Origin of the sequence: Stenotrophomonas sp. SORGH_AS_0321 (genome assembly GCF_031453215.1) — a bacterium.
GTDB lineage: Bacteria > Pseudomonadota > Gammaproteobacteria > Xanthomonadales > Xanthomonadaceae > Stenotrophomonas > Stenotrophomonas chelatiphaga.
Window position 1 is genome coordinate 3867726 of the sequence record NZ_JAVIZG010000001.1, and the last position, 15482, is coordinate 3883207.

Sequence of the window (15482 nt, forward strand, 5' to 3'; positions counted from 1 at the left end):
AGCCTGCCGGCCGAGTATAGAACGCGCTTCGCCGTGGACAACAGCGCAGTGCAGCATGGGGAGCGGTGGGCATGCCGCTGTGCTCGCCGAGCGTGGCTGGGCGCTACCGGCTGCGGGGTTGTGACGACCAACGCAGGCTGTGTAACAAGCCCGGGCCCGGTCGAGCTACGCGAGATCTGGACCTCCGGCAGACATGCAACTATGCAGATCTCGCGTAGCAGGGCGAAAAATGGCGACAATTTCGCCATCGGCCGACAAGGTCGAACTTGTTACACAGCCTGCAACGGTCGTCACCCACCAAGGCACTGATGTCACCCACCGAGGCGCGGGTGATCAGCCGCCTGCCGCGCGCAGGCAGAACGCGCTGATCGAGTCAGCCAGGGCGTGCTCGTCGCGATGCGCCTGGCGGCTTGGCGCGGTCGGGCCCACCAGTGCTTCGGTGAAGGCACCGACGATGCAGGCCGCGGTGACGTCCACGTCCTGCGCCGGGAAGGCGCCGCTGGCGATGCCGTCTTCCACCAGCCGGCGGAACACGTCGCCGAAGCGCCTGCGTCCACGCATGCGTTCGGCTTCCACTTCCGGGTCCACCGGCTCGACGATGAAGGCATGCGCCAGCCCCGGGCCGGCCAACGCGCGCCGCACGAAGGCGGTGATCGCCAGCCGCAGCCGCTGCGGGGCCGATTCGCTGCCGGCGGCGATGCCTTCCAGGATCTGCACCTCGTGCTCCACCGCCGCGCTCAACACTTCCACGAACAGTTCGGCCTTGGACGGGAAGTGGCGGTAGATCAACCCGGTCGACACCCCCGCCTGGGCCGCCACGGCGGTCACCGGTGCGTTGCGGTACCCGCCCGCCGCGACCAGTTCACGGGCCGCCAGCAGGATCCGCTCGCGCGCTCTCCCGCCATCCGTTCTTCCATCAGCGGGGAGCGTTTGTAGGCCATGTCGTGATTGTAGATTCATTTTTTGAACTTGTGTTCACTTTTTAGCCGATCCGGGCTAGTCTGGGCCATCGCCCGCGCAGGCGTCCTGCCTGCTCCCCTCCGGTGCGCCCCTACCCGTCGCCTGTCCGTGGAGTCGCCCGCATGCATGTTCCATCCCTGAACTTCGACCTTGGCGAAGACATCGACCTGCTGCGCGACAGCGTGGCGCAGTTCGCCGCCGCTGAAATCGCACCGTTGGCCGCGCATGCCGATGAAACCAACCAGTTCCCACTGGCGCTGTGGCGCAAGCTGGGCGAGCAGGGCCTGCTCGGCATGACCGTGGAAGAGGAATACGGCGGCACCGGCATGGGCTACCTGGCCCACGTGGTGGCGATGGAAGAAGTCTCGCGTGCTTCCGGCGGCATCGGCCTGTCCTACGGTGCGCACTCCAACCTGTGCGTGAACCAGCTGCGCAAGAACGGCACCCAAGCGCAGAAGCAGCGCTTCCTGCCGGGCCTGTGCAGCGGCGAGCTGGTCGGTGCGCTGGCGATGAGCGAACCCGGTGCCGGCTCGGACGTGGTGTCGATGAAACTGCGCGCGGAAAAGCGCGGCGACCGCTACGTGCTCAACGGCAACAAGATGTGGATCACCAACGGCCCGGATGCCGACGTGCTGGTGGTGTATGCCAAGACCGATCCGGACGCCGGCGCCAAGGGCATCACGGCCTTCCTGGTGGAAAAAGGCATGAAGGGTTTCAGCACCGCGCAGAAGCTGGACAAGCTGGGCATGCGCTCCTCGCCCACCAGTGAGCTGGTGTTCCAGGACTGCGAAGTACCGGCGGAAAACGTGCTCGGCCAGGAAGGCAGCGGCGTGCGCGTGCTGATGTCCGGGCTGGATTACGAACGCGTGGTGCTGTCCGGTGGCCCGCTGGGGCTGATGGCCGCGGCGATGGACGTGGTGATGCCGTACGTGCACGAGCGCCACCAGTTCGGCGAAGCCATCGGTAGTTTCCAGCTGATCCAGGCCAAGATCGCCGACATGTACGTCGGCCTCGGCGCCTGCCGTGCCTACGTGTATGCGGTGGCGCGCGCCTGCGACCAGGGCCGCACCACCCGCCAGGATGCGGCCGGCGCCATCCTGTACGCGGCCGAGAAGGCCACCTGGCTGACCGGCCAGGCGATCCAGATCCTGGGCGGCAACGGCTACATCAACGAATACCCGACCGGGCGCCTGTGGCGCGATGCCAAGCTGTATGAAATCGGCGCCGGCACTTCGGAAATCCGCCGCATGCTGATCGGTCGCGAACTGTTCCAGCGCACGCTGTAAGGGCCTTCCATGAGCACTCTGAGCACCCAGCTGCACGCCGGCAGCGAACCCTTTGAAAGCAACCGCAGCGCCATGCAGGCGGTGGTCGACGACCTGCATGCCACCCTGGCGCGCACCGCGCTGGGCGGCAGCGAGGCGGCGCGCAGCAAGCACACCGCGCGCGGCAAGCTGCTGGTGCGTGAGCGCATCGATGCGCTGCTGGATGCCGGCAGCGCCTTCCTGGAAATCGCCCCGCTGGCGGCGCACGGCATGTATGAAGACGCGGTGCCCTGCGCCGGCGTGGTGGCCGGCATCGGCCGGGTGAGCGGCGTGGAATGCGTGATCGTGGCCAACGATGCCACGGTCAAGGGCGGCACGTACTACCCGATGACGGTGAAGAAGCACCTGCGCGCGCAGGAGATCGCCGAGCAGAACCGCCTGCCCTGCATCTACCTGGTCGACTCCGGCGGTGCCTTCCTGCCGCTGCAGGACGAGGTGTTCCCGGACCGCGACCACTTCGGCCGCATCTTCTACAACCAGGCCAACCTGTCCGCGCAGGGCATCCCGCAGATCGCCTGCGTGATGGGCAGCTGCACCGCTGGCGGCGCCTATGTGCCGGCGATGAGCGATGAAACGGTGATCGTGCGCGAGCAGGGCACCATCTTCCTCGGCGGCCCGCCGCTGGTGAAGGCCGCGACCGGTGAAGTGGTCAGCGCCGAAGACCTCGGCGGTGCCGACGTGCATACGCGGCTTTCCGGCGTCGCCGACCACATGGCCGACAACGACCTGCAGGCACTGGCGCGGGTCCGCGCGATCATCGCCCAGCTCAACTGGCGCAAGCCGGAGCCGGCGATGGCGCTGCAGCGGCCGCAGGAACCGCTGTTCCCGGCGCAGGACCTGTATGGCGTGATCCCGGCCGACACCCGCAAGCCGTTCGACGTGCGCGAAGTGATCGCGCGGCTGGTGGACGGGTCGCGGTTCGACGAGTTCAAGCCGCGCTATGGCAGCACCCTGGTCACCGGCTTCGCCCACCTGCACGGTTATCCGGTGGGCATCATCGCCAACAACGGCATCCTGTTTTCCGAGTCCGCGCTGAAGGGCGCGCACTTCATCGAACTGTGCACCCAGCGCAACATCCCGCTGGTGTTCCTGCAGAACATCACCGGCTTCATGGTGGGCCGCAAGTACGAACAGGGCGGTATCGCCAAGGACGGTGCCAAGCTGGTGATGGCGGTGGCCTGCGCGAAGGTGCCCAAGTTCACGGTGGTGATCGGCGGCTCGTTTGGTGCCGGCAACTACGGCATGTGCGGCCGTGCCTACTCGCCCAATTTCCTGTGGATGTGGCCCAACGCACGCATCGGCGTGATGGGCGGCGAGCAGGCCGCCAGCGTGCTGGCCACGGTCAAGCGCGATGGCATCGAAGCCAAGGGCGGCGCCTGGGCGGCAGCGGAAGAAGAAGCGTTCAAGGCACCGATCCGCGACCAGTTCGAACACCAGGGACACCCCTACTACGCCAGCGCACGGCTGTGGGACGACGGCATCATCGATCCCGCCGACACCCGTCGCGTGCTGGCCCTGGCCCTGTCGGCCAGCCTCAACGCCCCGGCCCGCGAGACACGCTTCGGCGTGTTCCGCATGTGACCTGCGCCATGACCGAGCCCTGCACCATGTTCACCAAGATCCTGATCGCCAACCGCGGCGAAATCGCCTGCCGCGTCATTGCCACCTGCCGCCGGCTTGGCATCGCCACGGTGGCGGTGTACTCCGATGCCGACCGCACTGCGCGCCATGTGCGGCTGGCCGACGAAGCCATCGCGATCGGTCCGGCGCCGGCCGCGGAAAGCTACCTGCGCGCCGATGTGATCCTCGACGCAGCCCGACGCAGTGGCGCCCAGGCGATCCATCCCGGCTACGGCTTCCTGTCTGAAAACGCCGCCTTCGCCGAGGCCTGCGCGGCTGCCGGGGTGGTATTCATCGGCCCGCCTGCCAGCGCGATACGCGCGATGGGCGACAAGAGCGCGGCCAAGGCCCTGATGCAGCAGGCCGGCGTGCCGTTGACGCCCGGCTACCACGGCGACAACCAGGACCCGCAGTTCCTGCGTGGGCAGGCCGATGCGATCGGCTACCCGGTGCTGATCAAGGCCAGCGCCGGTGGCGGTGGCAAGGGCATGCGCCGGGTGGATGACAGTGCGGCCTTCATCGAGGCCCTGGCCAGCTGCCAGCGCGAAGCGCGTTCGGCCTTCGGCAACGACCACGTGCTGGTGGAAAAATACGTACTGCGTCCGCGCCATATCGAGATCCAGGTGTTCGGCGATGGCCACGGCAACGTGGTGCATCTGTTCGAGCGCGACTGTTCGGTGCAGCGCCGCCACCAGAAGGTGCTGGAAGAAGCACCCGCCCCGGGCATGACCGCCGACCGTCGCGCGGCGATGGGCAAGGCCGCAGTCGATGCGGCGCGCGCGGTGGGCTACGTGGGCGCCGGCACGGTGGAGTTCATCGCCTCGCCCGACGGTGACTTCTACTTCATGGAAATGAACACCCGGCTGCAGGTGGAACACCCGGTGACCGAGTTCATCACCGGCACCGACCTGGTGGCCTGGCAGCTGCGCGTGGCCGCCGGCCAGCCGCTGCCGAAGCGCCAGGACGAGCTGGCCATCGGTGGCCATGCGCTGGAAGCGCGGCTGTATGCCGAGGACGCGGACAAAGGCTTCCTGCCCTCGACCGGCACGCTGCGCCACCTGCGCCTGCCGCAGGAAAGCGCCCACGTGCGTGTGGATACCGGCGTGGAACAGGGCGACACCATCACCCCGTTCTACGATCCGATGATCGCCAAGCTGATCGTCTGGGACGTGGACCGCGACGCCGCGTTGCGGCGCATGCAGCAGGCACTGGCGGACTGCCAGGTGGTGGGGGTGACCACCAATGCCGGCTTCCTCCGGCGGCTGGTGGGCACCGATTCGTTCGCGCAGGCGAAGCTGGACACCGCGTTGATCGAACGCGAGCAGGACGCGCTGGCCGCGCCCGCTGCTGGCGAAGCAGCGCTGTGGACGCTGGCGGCGATCGGCGCGGTGGTGACTACCGCGAGCGCGGCGGTGGATGCGCGCGATCCGCGCTCGCCGTGGCAGGCACAGGACGGCTGGCGCATCGGGGCTTCAGCCTCGCGCCTGCTGCCACTGCAGCAGGGCGAGCGACAGCACTCGCTGCGGGTACGGACGCAGCCGGGCGGCTGGCAGGTGGTGCGTGATGCGGAGCCGGCGCAGCAGGTCAGCGGTCACTTCGCCGACGGCCAACTGGACGTGGCGCTGGATGGGCAGCGGTGGCGTGTGGGCGTGCAGCGCGATGACGGCCAGGTGTATCTGTTCGCTGCTCAGGGCCAGCAGCGCTTCAGCGTGCATGACCCGGTGGGCGAATCCGAGCAGGCCACGGCGGATGCCGGCAGCCTGCTGGCGCCGATGCCGGGCAGGATCGTCGCCACGCTGGTGGAACCGGGCAGCAAGGTCAGCCGCGGTACGCCGCTGGTGGTGCTGGAGGCGATGAAGATGGAGCACACCCTGGCCGCGCCGGCCGACGGCACCGTGCATGGCTATCGTGCCAAGGCCGGGGAACAGGTGGGCGACGGCGCGGTGCTGGTGGATTTCGAGGCGGTGTAGCGCATCGCCAAGGGCGCCAGCCTGTGGGTTGGCGGGGCGGGGTGGACTGGCGGGGGACGGCAACAGCCGCTCCTGCGGGCCTCGTTTCGCGCCATCCATGGCGCTCAACGCCCCCGCCAGCCCACCCCGCCCCGCCTTCGACAGGTCCGTGGTGGCCTCGGAATCTTCGGAGGGGAAAACGAGCCGCCGAGCGTGGCTCGGCGCTGCCGTTACCGGTGCTGCCGGCCGTTGTTCCAGATGCGTTCTGCGGGGTCGAACTCGGTGGTGGTCAGCTGCTGCGCGCGCCAGCCGATGCCGCACATCATCACCGGGCTGGACGCTATGCCGTCCAGTTTCAGGGTGTCTTCGATGTCGAACTCGTTGATCGCGGCGGTCACGTAGGAGGCGACCCCCTCGAGGGTCGCACTGATCGCGAGCTGCTGGGACAGATGGCCGGCGTCCAGCAGGATCGCCCGGTACGCTTTGGGGTGGCTGCGGTACTTCCAGAAATTGCGCGAAAAACGCGCCACCTGGATCAGATGCAGGGCGGCATCGACAAACCATTCCTGGCCCGCAAGCATCAGCCGGACGCGGCCATCAAGGTCGTCCGGCTGGTCGGCCAGGCGGCGCAGCGCGTGGCTGACCGGATCGTAGTGGTGGATGCCGTTTTCCAGGCCCTGCACGTTGCGTACCACCGCATAGGTTTCCAGCGGATGCAGGCCACCACCGGAGGGAATGTTCTTCTTCAGGATCTGCATGTCCGGCGCTGGCTGGATCACCGCGTGGGCCATGATCGTGCGCTTCAGTATCCTCGCCACCGTCTGCAGCGGCAGTGCGCGGTCCGGATCGAAATTTCGGCAGGTGACCCTGCGCGACATCAGCTCATCGAAGTCCTCATCCGCGGCGACCGGCAAGGAGATCGGGGTGCCTTCGTGGTGGCTGACCGCCGCCGGCGGCGGGCCGTAACGGCCATGCAGTTCCACAGCCGTGACCAGGTTGTTGCTGCGCATTTCATGGGCGCTGTCCACGCCTCTCCAGCGCCCTGCGCGATGCGCCAGCGCCGTCAGCGGCCACCCGTTCAAGGCCCGCACACGCGCATCGGCGTCGCGGAACATGGCAGTGCTTTCTTCATCGCTGATCACCAGGCCCTTGGCGATCAGTCCGCTCAGCAACTGGGTGCAGCCGTCGTACGCGTCGGCTTCGCTCCATTCGTCGTGCGCCATCCTGCCCAAGGCGATGACCTCTTCTTCGCTCAGCACCACCGGCGTATCCAGGTGGCCAGCCACCGCCTGCCAGGCCAGCGTGGTCTGCAGTTCGGCGCGCCCTTGCAGCACGGCCTGCAGGTCCAGTCCACGGTCTTCCTTGACCTGCATCATCAGCAGAGAACAACGGCGGTAGCGCATGAAGGATGTCCAGCAGGAGGCTTGCACAATTCTAGGCTGCAACGCCTCGCGCCGATGCAGCCATGCCCTGCTAAACCTCTGCGCGGACATGCCGCTATAGCCTACTTGAGCCAACCCAACCAGGAACGACGACCATGGCAACTCCCCCCGCACGTACCCCGCTCACGCCGGCACAGGCTGCCACCCTGCTGGACCTGTTGCAGAACGATGACGCGTTCCGTTCCGCGTTCGCCGCAAGCCCGACCACGGCACTGGCAGGCCTCGGCGTTGTCGCCGACCCCACCGGCCCCGTGTGCGATCCGGTGCAGGCGCTGGCCAGCAAGGAAGAGTTCGCTTCGGTATCGCAGCAGCTGCAGGCACACGTCGCCCTGCGCGGCTCGTTCGATGTGCCTTACTGCTTCGAAGCAGGCAAGGTCCAGGACGCACTGGAAGGCTGAGCCGCCACGGCCAGCGCAGCCGGCCCTCGGGCCGGCTGTCGGCGTGGATCGTGACTGTCGTGCACGTTCAGTGCCTGCAGGATGTAGTTGCCGTTGTCTTCGGCATAGGCAAGACCACGATGGCGTTCAAGCCATTTCTGCTCGACCAGCGCGCTGGCGGCATCGTCTGCAGCCAGATGGGTGTCGCGCAACGCGGCGTGTACCTGGTAGAGCTCGCGCCCGTTGACCATCGGCTTGAGCAGCGCCAGCGCGCGCTCCGGCTGACCCTCGAGGCGCGCCTGCGTGGCTTCGACGATCACCAGCATCTGCGCTGACCGATCACCGCCGCGTGCCGCGATCTGCCGCTTGATGAGCGGCAGCAGGTTGCCGAGCGGGTCGTCGCTGCGCTGTGCCAGGTAAGCGGTCGCGGCCACGATGAACGCTACTTCCTGCTGGTCCGGGACGGCGACGTCGCCCTCCAGCTCCTGCAGCAGCTTGACGATCTCCTGCCGGTAGCCGCGGTGCCGCACCCCGTCCATGCCCTGCAGGTTCTTCACCACCACGTCGACCAGGGTGCACATGACCTCTTCACCACAGCCATCGCGCAGGGTCTGAAGGCCGGCAATCGCACTGGACCGGTCGTTGGCATCCACCAGCACGGCAGCGCGTTCGAGCTGTTGGCCCATGTTCGATGCCGGGACATCCTTCATGTTGGCCAGCGCGGCGGGCATGTCACCTTCCACCGCGTACACGATGCCCAGGCGCGTGCTGGCGGTGCGTCCGGCCAGCGTATTGGCCGTGCGGAAGTGTCGCCGCGCGGTTTCGTGGCGGCCGATCGCCAATTCGATCCGGCCGACGAAATCGTGGGCCACCGATCGCATCGGATTCTGCGTGGCCAGCAGGCGACGGGCCGCGTTCAGTGCGTTGGTGTAGTCGCCCAGCGAGTACAGCGCGCGCGCGCGATTCATGTAACCGGCGTAGTAGTCCGGGTACAGGTCGGTCAGCATTTTCCATTTCGCGGCAACATCGCTGATCGGCGCGCCGTCGAGCTGCTTGCCCCACGCGTCCAGGTACAACACATCGCGCGGGGGCAGCCGCTCGCGCAGTGCCACTGCGCTGCGGTAAGAAGCCATGGCCTGGTTGACCTCGCCCCGCGCCATGTGGATCCGCATCCTGCCGACGTGCGCGAAGGCAAAATCCGGGTCGAGCTTGAGCGCCTGCTCAAAGAACTGCAGCGCCTCGTCGTAACGCCGGCCTGCCAGTGCGTTGCTGCCTTCGGCGTAGGCGCGAAGTGCATCCAGGTTCGGCGTGATGACCTGTGGCAGCGGCACGGCGTTGCTGCGCACATCGGAAAGCGCTTCACCCAGGCGCGTGCGCAGCGAGGCGACGACGGTATCGGTGGAACGCAGCGCGGACTCCAGGCCACGTCCGTCCGCGTACTCGGTGAAGACGGTGACCCCGTCGTGCGGCTGCACCACTTCCACCGCCACGCGCAGGCGTCCGTTCACTTCGGCGATGGAAGGAATCAGCACCGCACGGGCGCCCTCGCGGATCGCCACTTCCACTGCCGCTTTCCTGTCCAGCGGCGCATCGGGATTGCGGCGCATGCGTGCTTCGGTGTCACGCACTTTCAGGTCGCTGAGCACATTGACGTAGCGGGACTGCTCAAGGCTGACGCGCAGGGCCAGGTCCATCGAATCATCCAGCAGGCTGTTGCCGGTCATGTTGCGTACGTCAGCCAGCACCACCCAGTCGCGCTCGGCGAAGGCGATCGCCGGCTGCGGCCGCAGCAGCAGCCACGCGCCCAGCACCAGCACTGCCGCGAACATCGCTTCGGCCGCCATCGCCATCGGCCGGCGCCAGAACGGAATATCGCGGATCGCCTTGGGCGTGGGACGCGGGCGACCCACCGCCGGAACGTCCTCGGAAACGACCCCATGGACGTCCATCGGTTGCGCCACGCCCTTGAAGCGCCAGCGCCCGTATGACTTCCACTTCAGCCCCTTGCCGACGTCCCCCAGGCTGTCGGCCACCCGGCGCACCATCGATTCGGCGGTGGCCGACAACAGCACCTGGCCCGGCCGCGCCAGCTGCATCAGGCGCGCAGCCATCGGCTTGGCCAGGCCTTCCACCTCGACCGGCTTGGACCCCAGCGCGATGGCCTCGGCCGTGTTGTTCCACAGGATCACCTCGCCCACGTGCAGGCCGGCCCGCGCCAGCAGCGGCACGTTGTTGGCCTGGCCGAGCTGGCGCAGCGCCTGCTGGTAGTCCAGCGCGAAGCCCAATGCATCCACCGGCCGCTCGAACAGCAGGAACAGGCCGTCGGAACGGTCGATCTGCTGCCCGCGCCAGCGCTGCTGCATCGCCAGTACCAGGCGGTCGTGCTGCTGGAAAAGTTCGGCCGCGCCGGCATCACCGATGCGCTCCACCAGCGTGGTGGAATCGCACAGATCGGTGAACAGCAGCGCGCGCAGTTGCGGGACGTGGGAGGTCGCTTCCGTGCCACCGCTCATGGGAGTCTCCGCTCAGCCGGTTTCGACGACGTCGTGCGGCCAGCACAGCCGGTCGCCGCCATCCCGCTTGGCCTGGTACAGCGCGCGGTCCGCGTTGGCGTACCACTCGCTCCAGTCGGCGGTGGGGTGCACCAGGCTGGCGCCGATGCTCAGGAAGCACACGTGCGGGGTGCCGTGGCTGCGTTCGATCAGGCCATGCACCGCCGTCAGCACGAATTCGGCGGCATGCTGCACGATCTCCGCGTTGGCGCGGCGCAGCAGCAGGCAGAACTCATCGCCGCCCAGCCGGCAGGCCAGGTCGTCGGCGCCGGCCATCGAGCGCAGGATGTTGGCCACGCTCTGCAGCACGCGGTCGCCGGCCTGGTGGCCGAACTCGTCGTTGATCTGCTTGAAGCGGTCGCAGTCGATCAGCAGCAGGCCCTGCGCCGGCCCCTCTTCGTGCGCGCGGCATTCCTGCAGGTACAGCGCCAGTCCGCGCCGGTTGTGCAGCCCGGTCAGTTCGTCGGTCCGCACCAGTTCGCGCGTATGGCTGAGCTGGTGGGTGGTGACGTACAGGTTGTCCAGCGCGGTTTCCAGGTCGTGGTTGCGGCGCCGCAGCTGGCTGATCAGCGCCTGCTCATTGCCCACCACGCGCATGATGGTACGGCGCAGGAAATAGGCGATCAGGCCGGGCTCGGTTTCCACCAACCGATGGAAATCGACATGGCCCAGTTCCAGCACGTCGGTATCGCAGGTGGCGCGCGCGTCGGCGCTGCGCAGGTGGTCACCGATCAACAGGCCAAGCTCGCCGAAGAACTCGCTGCCGGCCAAGCGCTTGAGCACCAGGTCTTCGCCGAAATCCAGTTCGATCTCGCCTTCGGCGATGACGAACATGCTGCTGCCGCGGTGGCCGCGACGGAACAGGCAATCGCCTGCGCGCAACGTGCGCCGGTGGGCGAAGCGGGCGAACAGGTCGAACTCTTCCGGGCTGAGGACGGCGTGCACGATCTCAGCCATCGCCGTGGTGGCAATGCCTGATCGTTCCACCACGTCTGCGACCGCACCCCTGCCAGTCATTCCCCTGCCCCGCCGATCAGACTTCCCATCCTGAGGTGCGGAGCATATCACCGCTTTCAACTGTGCGCTGTGTCCCATTTTCCTGCATCCGTGCGTGGAATATCAGGGGCTTGAACGCGGTGTGCGGAGGGGAGCGGCCAGGGCGTGGCCGCTCCCTTCCCTTCTTCACATCAGGCCGCGCGGCCGGCGCTGAACTGCGCTTCCTCGGTGGACCCGGTCAGGGCGGTGGTGGAGGACTGGCCCTGCTGGATCGCCTGGGTCACCGCATCGAAGTAGCCGGTGCCCACCTCGCGCTGGTGCTTGACCGCCGTGAAGCCGCGGTCGGCGGCGGCGAACTCGGCCTCCTGCAGCTCCACGAAGGCGCTCATCTGGCGGCGGGCATAGCCATGGGCCAGGTTGAACATCGAGTAGTTCAGCGCGTGGAAGCCGGCCAGCGTGATGAACTGGAACCTGTAGCCGTACTTGGCGATCTCGGTCTGGAACGTGGCGATGGTGGCGTCGTCCAGGTTCTTCTTCCAGTTGAAGCTGGGCGAGCAGTTGTAGGCCAGCAGCTTGCCCGGGAACTTCGCGTGGATGGCTTCGGCGAACTGTCGCGCGAACTCCAGGTCCGGCTTGCCGGTCTCGCACCACACCAGGTCGGCATAGGGGGCGTAAGCCAGGCCGCGGCTGATCGCCTGGTCCAGGCCGTTGCGGGTCTTGTAGAAGCCTTCAGTAGTGCGCTCGCCGGTGGCGAACGGCTGGTCGTTGGCATCGATGTCGCTGGTCAGCAGGTCGGCCGCCTCGGCATCGGTACGCGCCACCAGCAGGGTCGGCACGCCCAGCACGTCAGCCGCCAAACGGGCTGCGTTCAACTTCTCGATCGCCTCGCGGGTGGGCACCAGCACCTTGCCACCCATGTGGCCGCATTTCTTCACCGAAGCCAGCTGGTCTTCGAAGTGCACGCCGGCGGCACCGGCTTCGATCATCGCCTTCATCAGCTCGAACGCGTTCAGCACGCCGCCGAAGCCGGCTTCGGCATCGGCCACGATCGGCTGCAGGAAGTCGATCTCATCCTTGCCTTCGGCATGGTGCAGCTGGTCGGCGCGCAGCAGGGTGTTGTTGATGCGCTTGACCACCGCCGGCACCGAATCGGCCGGATACAGCGACTGGTCCGGGTACATCTGGCCGGCCAGGTTGGCATCGGCGGCGACCTGCCAGCCGGACAGGTAGATGGCGTTCAAGCCGGCCTTCACCTGCTGCATGGCCTGGTTGCCAGTCAGCGCGCCCAGCGCGTTCACGAAGTCTTTTTCCTGCAGGTAGGTCCACAGCTTTTCCGCGCCCAGCCGGGCCAGCGAATGCTCCACGTGGACCGTGCCGCGCAGGCGCACCACGTCGGCGGCGGTGTAGTTGCGTTCAATCCCCTGCCAGCGGGGGTTGGTGTCCCAGTCGTGCTGGATCTGTTCGGCAGTGGGCAGCGTGCTCATGTCTATCTCCAGTTCGTCAGTACTACAGCAGGAAGAAAAAGCGGGCCGGCACGGGCGTCAGTCGATGCGTGCGTAGGCCGGCAGGGTCAGGAAATCATTGAGTTCGTCGGCGCGGCTCAGCTCGGCCAGCAGGCCGATGGCTTCGTCCACGCGGCCGCCGCCGGGCAGGGCCGCGCGGTCGCCCAGGCGGGACGGCAGCTGGGCCAGGGCGTTGTCCAGCAGCGCGGCATCGATGGCGGTGCCGTCGTCCAGCTGCTGGCCGGGGGTGTGCAGCCACTGCCACAGCTGGCTGCGGCTGATCTCGGCGGTGGCCGCGTCTTCCATCAGGTTGTGTATCGGCACGCAGCCGTTGCCATCCAGCCATGCCGCCAGGTAGCGCACGCAGACTTCCACGTTGCCTTCGAAGCCGGCGCGGCTGATGCTGCCCGGCGGCCGTGCGATCAGCTGGTCGCGGTCCACGCGCACATCCTGGCGCAGCACCTGCTGCTGGTTCGCACCGGGCATGTGCTCATCGAAGATCGCCATCGCCACCGGGATCAGCGCCGGGTGCGCGACCCAGGTGCCGTCATGCCCGGCGGTCACTTCGCGCAGCTTGTCCGCGCGCACCCGCGCCATCGCCTGTTCGTTGGCGGCCGCATCGTTGCCGATCGGGATCTGCGCCGCCATGCCACCCATCGCATGCGCGCCACGGCGGTGGCAGGTCTGGATCAGCAGTTCCGAATAGGCCTTCAGGAACGGCTGGGTCATAGTCACCTGGCCGCGCTCGGGCAGGACCTTGTCGGCGTGCCGGCGGAAGGTCTTCAGGTACGAGAAAATGTAATCCCAGCGCCCGCAGTTGAGGCCAACGATGCGGTCGCGCAGCGCATGCAGGATCTCGTCCATCTCGAACACCGCCGGCAGCGTTTCGATCAGCACGGTGACCTTGATCTGGCCATGCGGCAGGCCGAGCATGCCCTCGATATGCGACAGCGCGGTTTCCCACAGCGCCGCCTCTTCCATGCTCTGCAGCTTGGGCAGGTAGAAGTACGGGCCGCGGTCGTTGGCCATCAGCGTGCGGGCGTTGTGGTAGGCGAACACCGCCGCGTCGAACAGGCCGCCGGCCAGGCGTTGGCCATCCACCAGCACGTGCTTTTCGTCCAGGTGCCAGCCGCGCGGACGCACGATGAGCACCGCACGTTCTTCATAAGGACGCAGCGAGTAGTGCTTGGCCGGCTTGCTGCCGCTGGCCGGGGCGGTGAACTGCAGGTCGCCACGCACCGCGCCGATCAACGACTGCTGGCCGGCCAGCAGGTTGCGCCAGGTCGGCGCGGTGGCGTCCTCGAAGTCGGCCATGAATACCTTGGCCCCGGAGTTCAACGCGTTGATGACCATCTTCGGGTCGGTCGGGCCGGTGATCTCCACGCGGCGGTCCAGCAACGCAGCCGGCAGCGGCGCCACCTTCCAGTCCTCGGCGCGGATCGGCGCGGTATCGGTGCGGAAGTCCGGCAGCCCGCCCTGGTCGAAGAACGCCTGGCGCTGCACGCGGGCGGCCAAGCGGGCCTGGCGGCCAGGTTCCACCGCACGGTGCAGCGACACCAGCAGGGCCAGCAGCGGGGCCGGCAACAGCGCGGACTGGCCGGCCACCTGGGTGGTCAGGGTGATCCCCGGGGTGGGCTTGGCGGACGGCGATGGGATGGCGGAAGCAACGGCGGACATCGGGACACTCCAGCAGCGAGGGACGTCCCTACCGTGCTTCCCGGTCCATGTATTTGACAAAGCAGTTATTGCAATGAATTGGATAAGTTGCGCTTATACTCGTTACGCCATGCCAACACGCCCGCCGCCAAGTCCCCGTTTTTCCTACAAATCCGATCGGCTGAAGCCGCTGCGTGCGTTCTGCCAGACGGTGCGATTGGGCTCGGTTTCACGTGCGGCAGAAGCCCTTTTTGTCAGCCAGCCGGCCATCAGCCAGCAATTGCAGGCCCTGGAGCGGGAACTGGGCGTGGTGTTGTTCGAGCGCAGCGGCCGGCGCCTGGTCCCCAGCCGAGAGGGCCAGCTGCTGTTCGAAATGGCGCAGCCGCTGGTGGAGGACCTGGACGGCCTGGAGGCCCGCTTCCGCGACAAGGTGAGCGGCATGGACGCCGGCGAGCTGAACATCGCGGCCAACAGTTCCACCATCCTGTACCTGCTGCCGCGCATCATCGAACGCTTCCGCCAGCTGCACCCGGACGTGCGGCTGACCCTGCACAACGCCATCAGCGCCGACGGCACCGACCTGCTGCGCGACGACGCCGCCGACCTGGCGGTGGGATCGATGACCGACGTGCCGGCCGACCTCAGCTATGCCCCGGCCTACCGCTTCGAGCAGATGCTGATCACCCCGCACGACCACCCGCTGGCGCGCGGCACGCTGAGCCTGGAGGCGATCTCCAAGCATCCGCTGGTACTGCCGCCCAAGCGCCAGATCACCTACCGGCTGGTGGACCAGGTATTCCAGCGCCACCGCCTGCCGTACACCGTGGCGCTGGAGGTCGGCGGCTGGGAAGTGATCAAGCAGTACGTGGCGATGGGCATGGGCATCTCCATCGTGCCAGCGCTGTGCCTGAACGACGCCGACCCCGGCAAGCTGGTCGCGCGCTCCATGCGCGAATGGTTCCCGGAGCGCAGCTACGGGGTGATCGTACGCCGCGGCAAAGCCCTGTCCCCGCAGGCCCGCGCCTTCGTCGAAATGATCCAGCCCGACCTGTTCTCGCCCCGCGAATACGACCAGAGCGGCCACTCCGAACGCTGACCCCGGT

At 67.5% G+C, this 15482-nt stretch carries 10 protein-coding genes and 1 pseudogene; 5 read left to right on the plus strand and 6 right to left on the minus strand.

Annotation, left to right across the window (positions count from 1 at the left end; translation table 11 throughout):
* Positions 1-333 precede the first annotated feature (333 nt).
* Positions 334-941: pseudogene (locus QE373_RS17480) on the minus strand (TetR/AcrR family transcriptional regulator).
* Positions 942-1082: 141 nt separating this feature from the next.
* Here QE373_RS17480 and QE373_RS17485 point away from each other — a divergent pair.
* Genes QE373_RS17485 through QE373_RS17495 form a run of 3 tightly spaced genes read left to right on the plus strand, consistent with a single transcriptional unit; the run spans position 1083 to position 5875 of the window.
* Complete coding sequence (locus QE373_RS17485) at positions 1083-2246, plus strand: isovaleryl-CoA dehydrogenase (RefSeq protein ID WP_057507594.1); 1164 nt, start codon at positions 1083-1085, stop codon at positions 2244-2246.
* Positions 2247-2255: 9 nt separating this feature from the next.
* The gene (locus QE373_RS17490) at positions 2256-3866 is read left to right on the plus strand and encodes a carboxyl transferase domain-containing protein (RefSeq protein ID WP_309689028.1); all 1611 of its coding nucleotides are present in this window, start codon (positions 2256-2258) and stop codon (positions 3864-3866) included.
* A gap of 26 nt (positions 3867-3892) precedes the next feature.
* Positions 3893-5875 carry an acetyl/propionyl/methylcrotonyl-CoA carboxylase subunit alpha gene (locus QE373_RS17495; protein WP_309689031.1) on the plus strand — a complete coding sequence of 661 codons (1983 nt, stop codon included), beginning with the start codon at positions 3893-3895 and terminating at the stop codon, positions 5873-5875.
* A 209-nt stretch (positions 5876-6084) separates the two neighbouring features.
* Here QE373_RS17495 and QE373_RS17500 read toward each other — a convergent pair whose 3' ends face one another.
* On the minus strand, positions 6085-7257 hold the full coding sequence (locus QE373_RS17500; RefSeq protein ID WP_309689034.1) for a putative peptide maturation dehydrogenase: 1173 nt from the start codon (positions 7255-7257) through the stop codon (positions 6085-6087).
* 134 nt (positions 7258-7391) lie between these two features.
* Here QE373_RS17500 and QE373_RS17505 point away from each other — a divergent pair, with 134 nt between their 5' ends.
* Positions 7392-7694: an NHLP-related RiPP peptide gene (locus tag QE373_RS17505; protein WP_057509265.1), complete on the plus strand. Its 303-nt coding sequence runs from the start codon at positions 7392-7394 to the stop codon at positions 7692-7694.
* On the opposite strand, the gene QE373_RS17510 is transcribed toward QE373_RS17505, so the two are convergent.
* From QE373_RS17510 to aceB, 4 genes are all read right to left on the minus strand, one after another.
* On the minus strand, positions 7649-10186 hold the full coding sequence (locus QE373_RS17510) for a putative peptide modification system cyclase (protein ID WP_309689039.1): 2538 nt from the start codon (positions 10184-10186) through the stop codon (positions 7649-7651). The two genes, QE373_RS17505 and QE373_RS17510, sit on opposite strands and share 46 nt — an antisense overlap.
* A 12-nt stretch (positions 10187-10198) precedes the next feature.
* A complete protein-coding gene (locus tag QE373_RS17515; protein WP_057509263.1) occupies positions 10199-11242 on the minus strand; it encodes a GGDEF domain-containing protein in 1044 nt (347 codons plus the stop codon).
* Positions 11243-11412: 170 nt separating this feature from the next.
* Positions 11413-12705: an isocitrate lyase gene (aceA, locus tag QE373_RS17520; RefSeq protein WP_309689040.1), complete on the minus strand. Its 1293-nt coding sequence runs from the start codon at positions 12703-12705 to the stop codon at positions 11413-11415.
* A gap of 57 nt (positions 12706-12762) precedes the next feature.
* Positions 12763-14400 carry a malate synthase A gene (gene aceB, locus QE373_RS17525; RefSeq protein ID WP_309689048.1) on the minus strand — a complete coding sequence of 546 codons (1638 nt, stop codon included), beginning with the start codon at positions 14398-14400 and terminating at the stop codon, positions 12763-12765.
* 109 nt (positions 14401-14509) lie between these two features.
* Here aceB and QE373_RS17530 point away from each other — a divergent pair, with 109 nt between their 5' ends.
* Positions 14510-15475 carry a LysR family transcriptional regulator gene (locus QE373_RS17530; protein ID WP_309689050.1) on the plus strand — a complete coding sequence of 322 codons (966 nt, stop codon included), beginning with the start codon at positions 14510-14512 and terminating at the stop codon, positions 15473-15475.
* The last annotated feature ends 7 nt before the right edge of the window (positions 15476-15482 follow it).

What these genes read in the sequence shown, in the direction of transcription:
- QE373_RS17485 (WP_057507594.1), top strand. Translation starts at nt 1,083, where the DNA reads ATGCATGTTCCATCCCTGAACTTCGACCTTGGCGAAGACATCGACCTG.
- QE373_RS17490 (WP_309689028.1), top strand. Translation starts at nt 2,256, where the DNA reads ATGAGCACTCTGAGCACCCAGCTGCACGCCGGCAGCGAACCCTTTGAA.
- QE373_RS17495 (WP_309689031.1), top strand. Translation starts at nt 3,893, where the DNA reads ATGTTCACCAAGATCCTGATCGCCAACCGCGGCGAAATCGCCTGCCGC.
- QE373_RS17500 (WP_309689034.1), bottom strand. Translation starts at nt 7,257, where the DNA reads ATGCGCTACCGCCGTTGTTCTCTGCTGATGATGCAGGTCAAGGAAGAC.
- QE373_RS17505 (WP_057509265.1), top strand. Translation starts at nt 7,392, where the DNA reads ATGGCAACTCCCCCCGCACGTACCCCGCTCACGCCGGCACAGGCTGCC.
- QE373_RS17510 (WP_309689039.1), bottom strand. Translation starts at nt 10,186, where the DNA reads ATGAGCGGTGGCACGGAAGCGACCTCCCACGTCCCGCAACTGCGCGCG.
- QE373_RS17515 (WP_057509263.1), bottom strand. Translation starts at nt 11,242, where the DNA reads ATGACTGGCAGGGGTGCGGTCGCAGACGTGGTGGAACGATCAGGCATT.
- aceA (WP_309689040.1), bottom strand. Translation starts at nt 12,705, where the DNA reads ATGAGCACGCTGCCCACTGCCGAACAGATCCAGCACGACTGGGACACC.
- aceB (WP_309689048.1), bottom strand. Translation starts at nt 14,400, where the DNA reads ATGTCCGCCGTTGCTTCCGCCATCCCATCGCCGTCCGCCAAGCCCACC.
- QE373_RS17530 (WP_309689050.1), top strand. Translation starts at nt 14,510, where the DNA reads ATGCCAACACGCCCGCCGCCAAGTCCCCGTTTTTCCTACAAATCCGAT.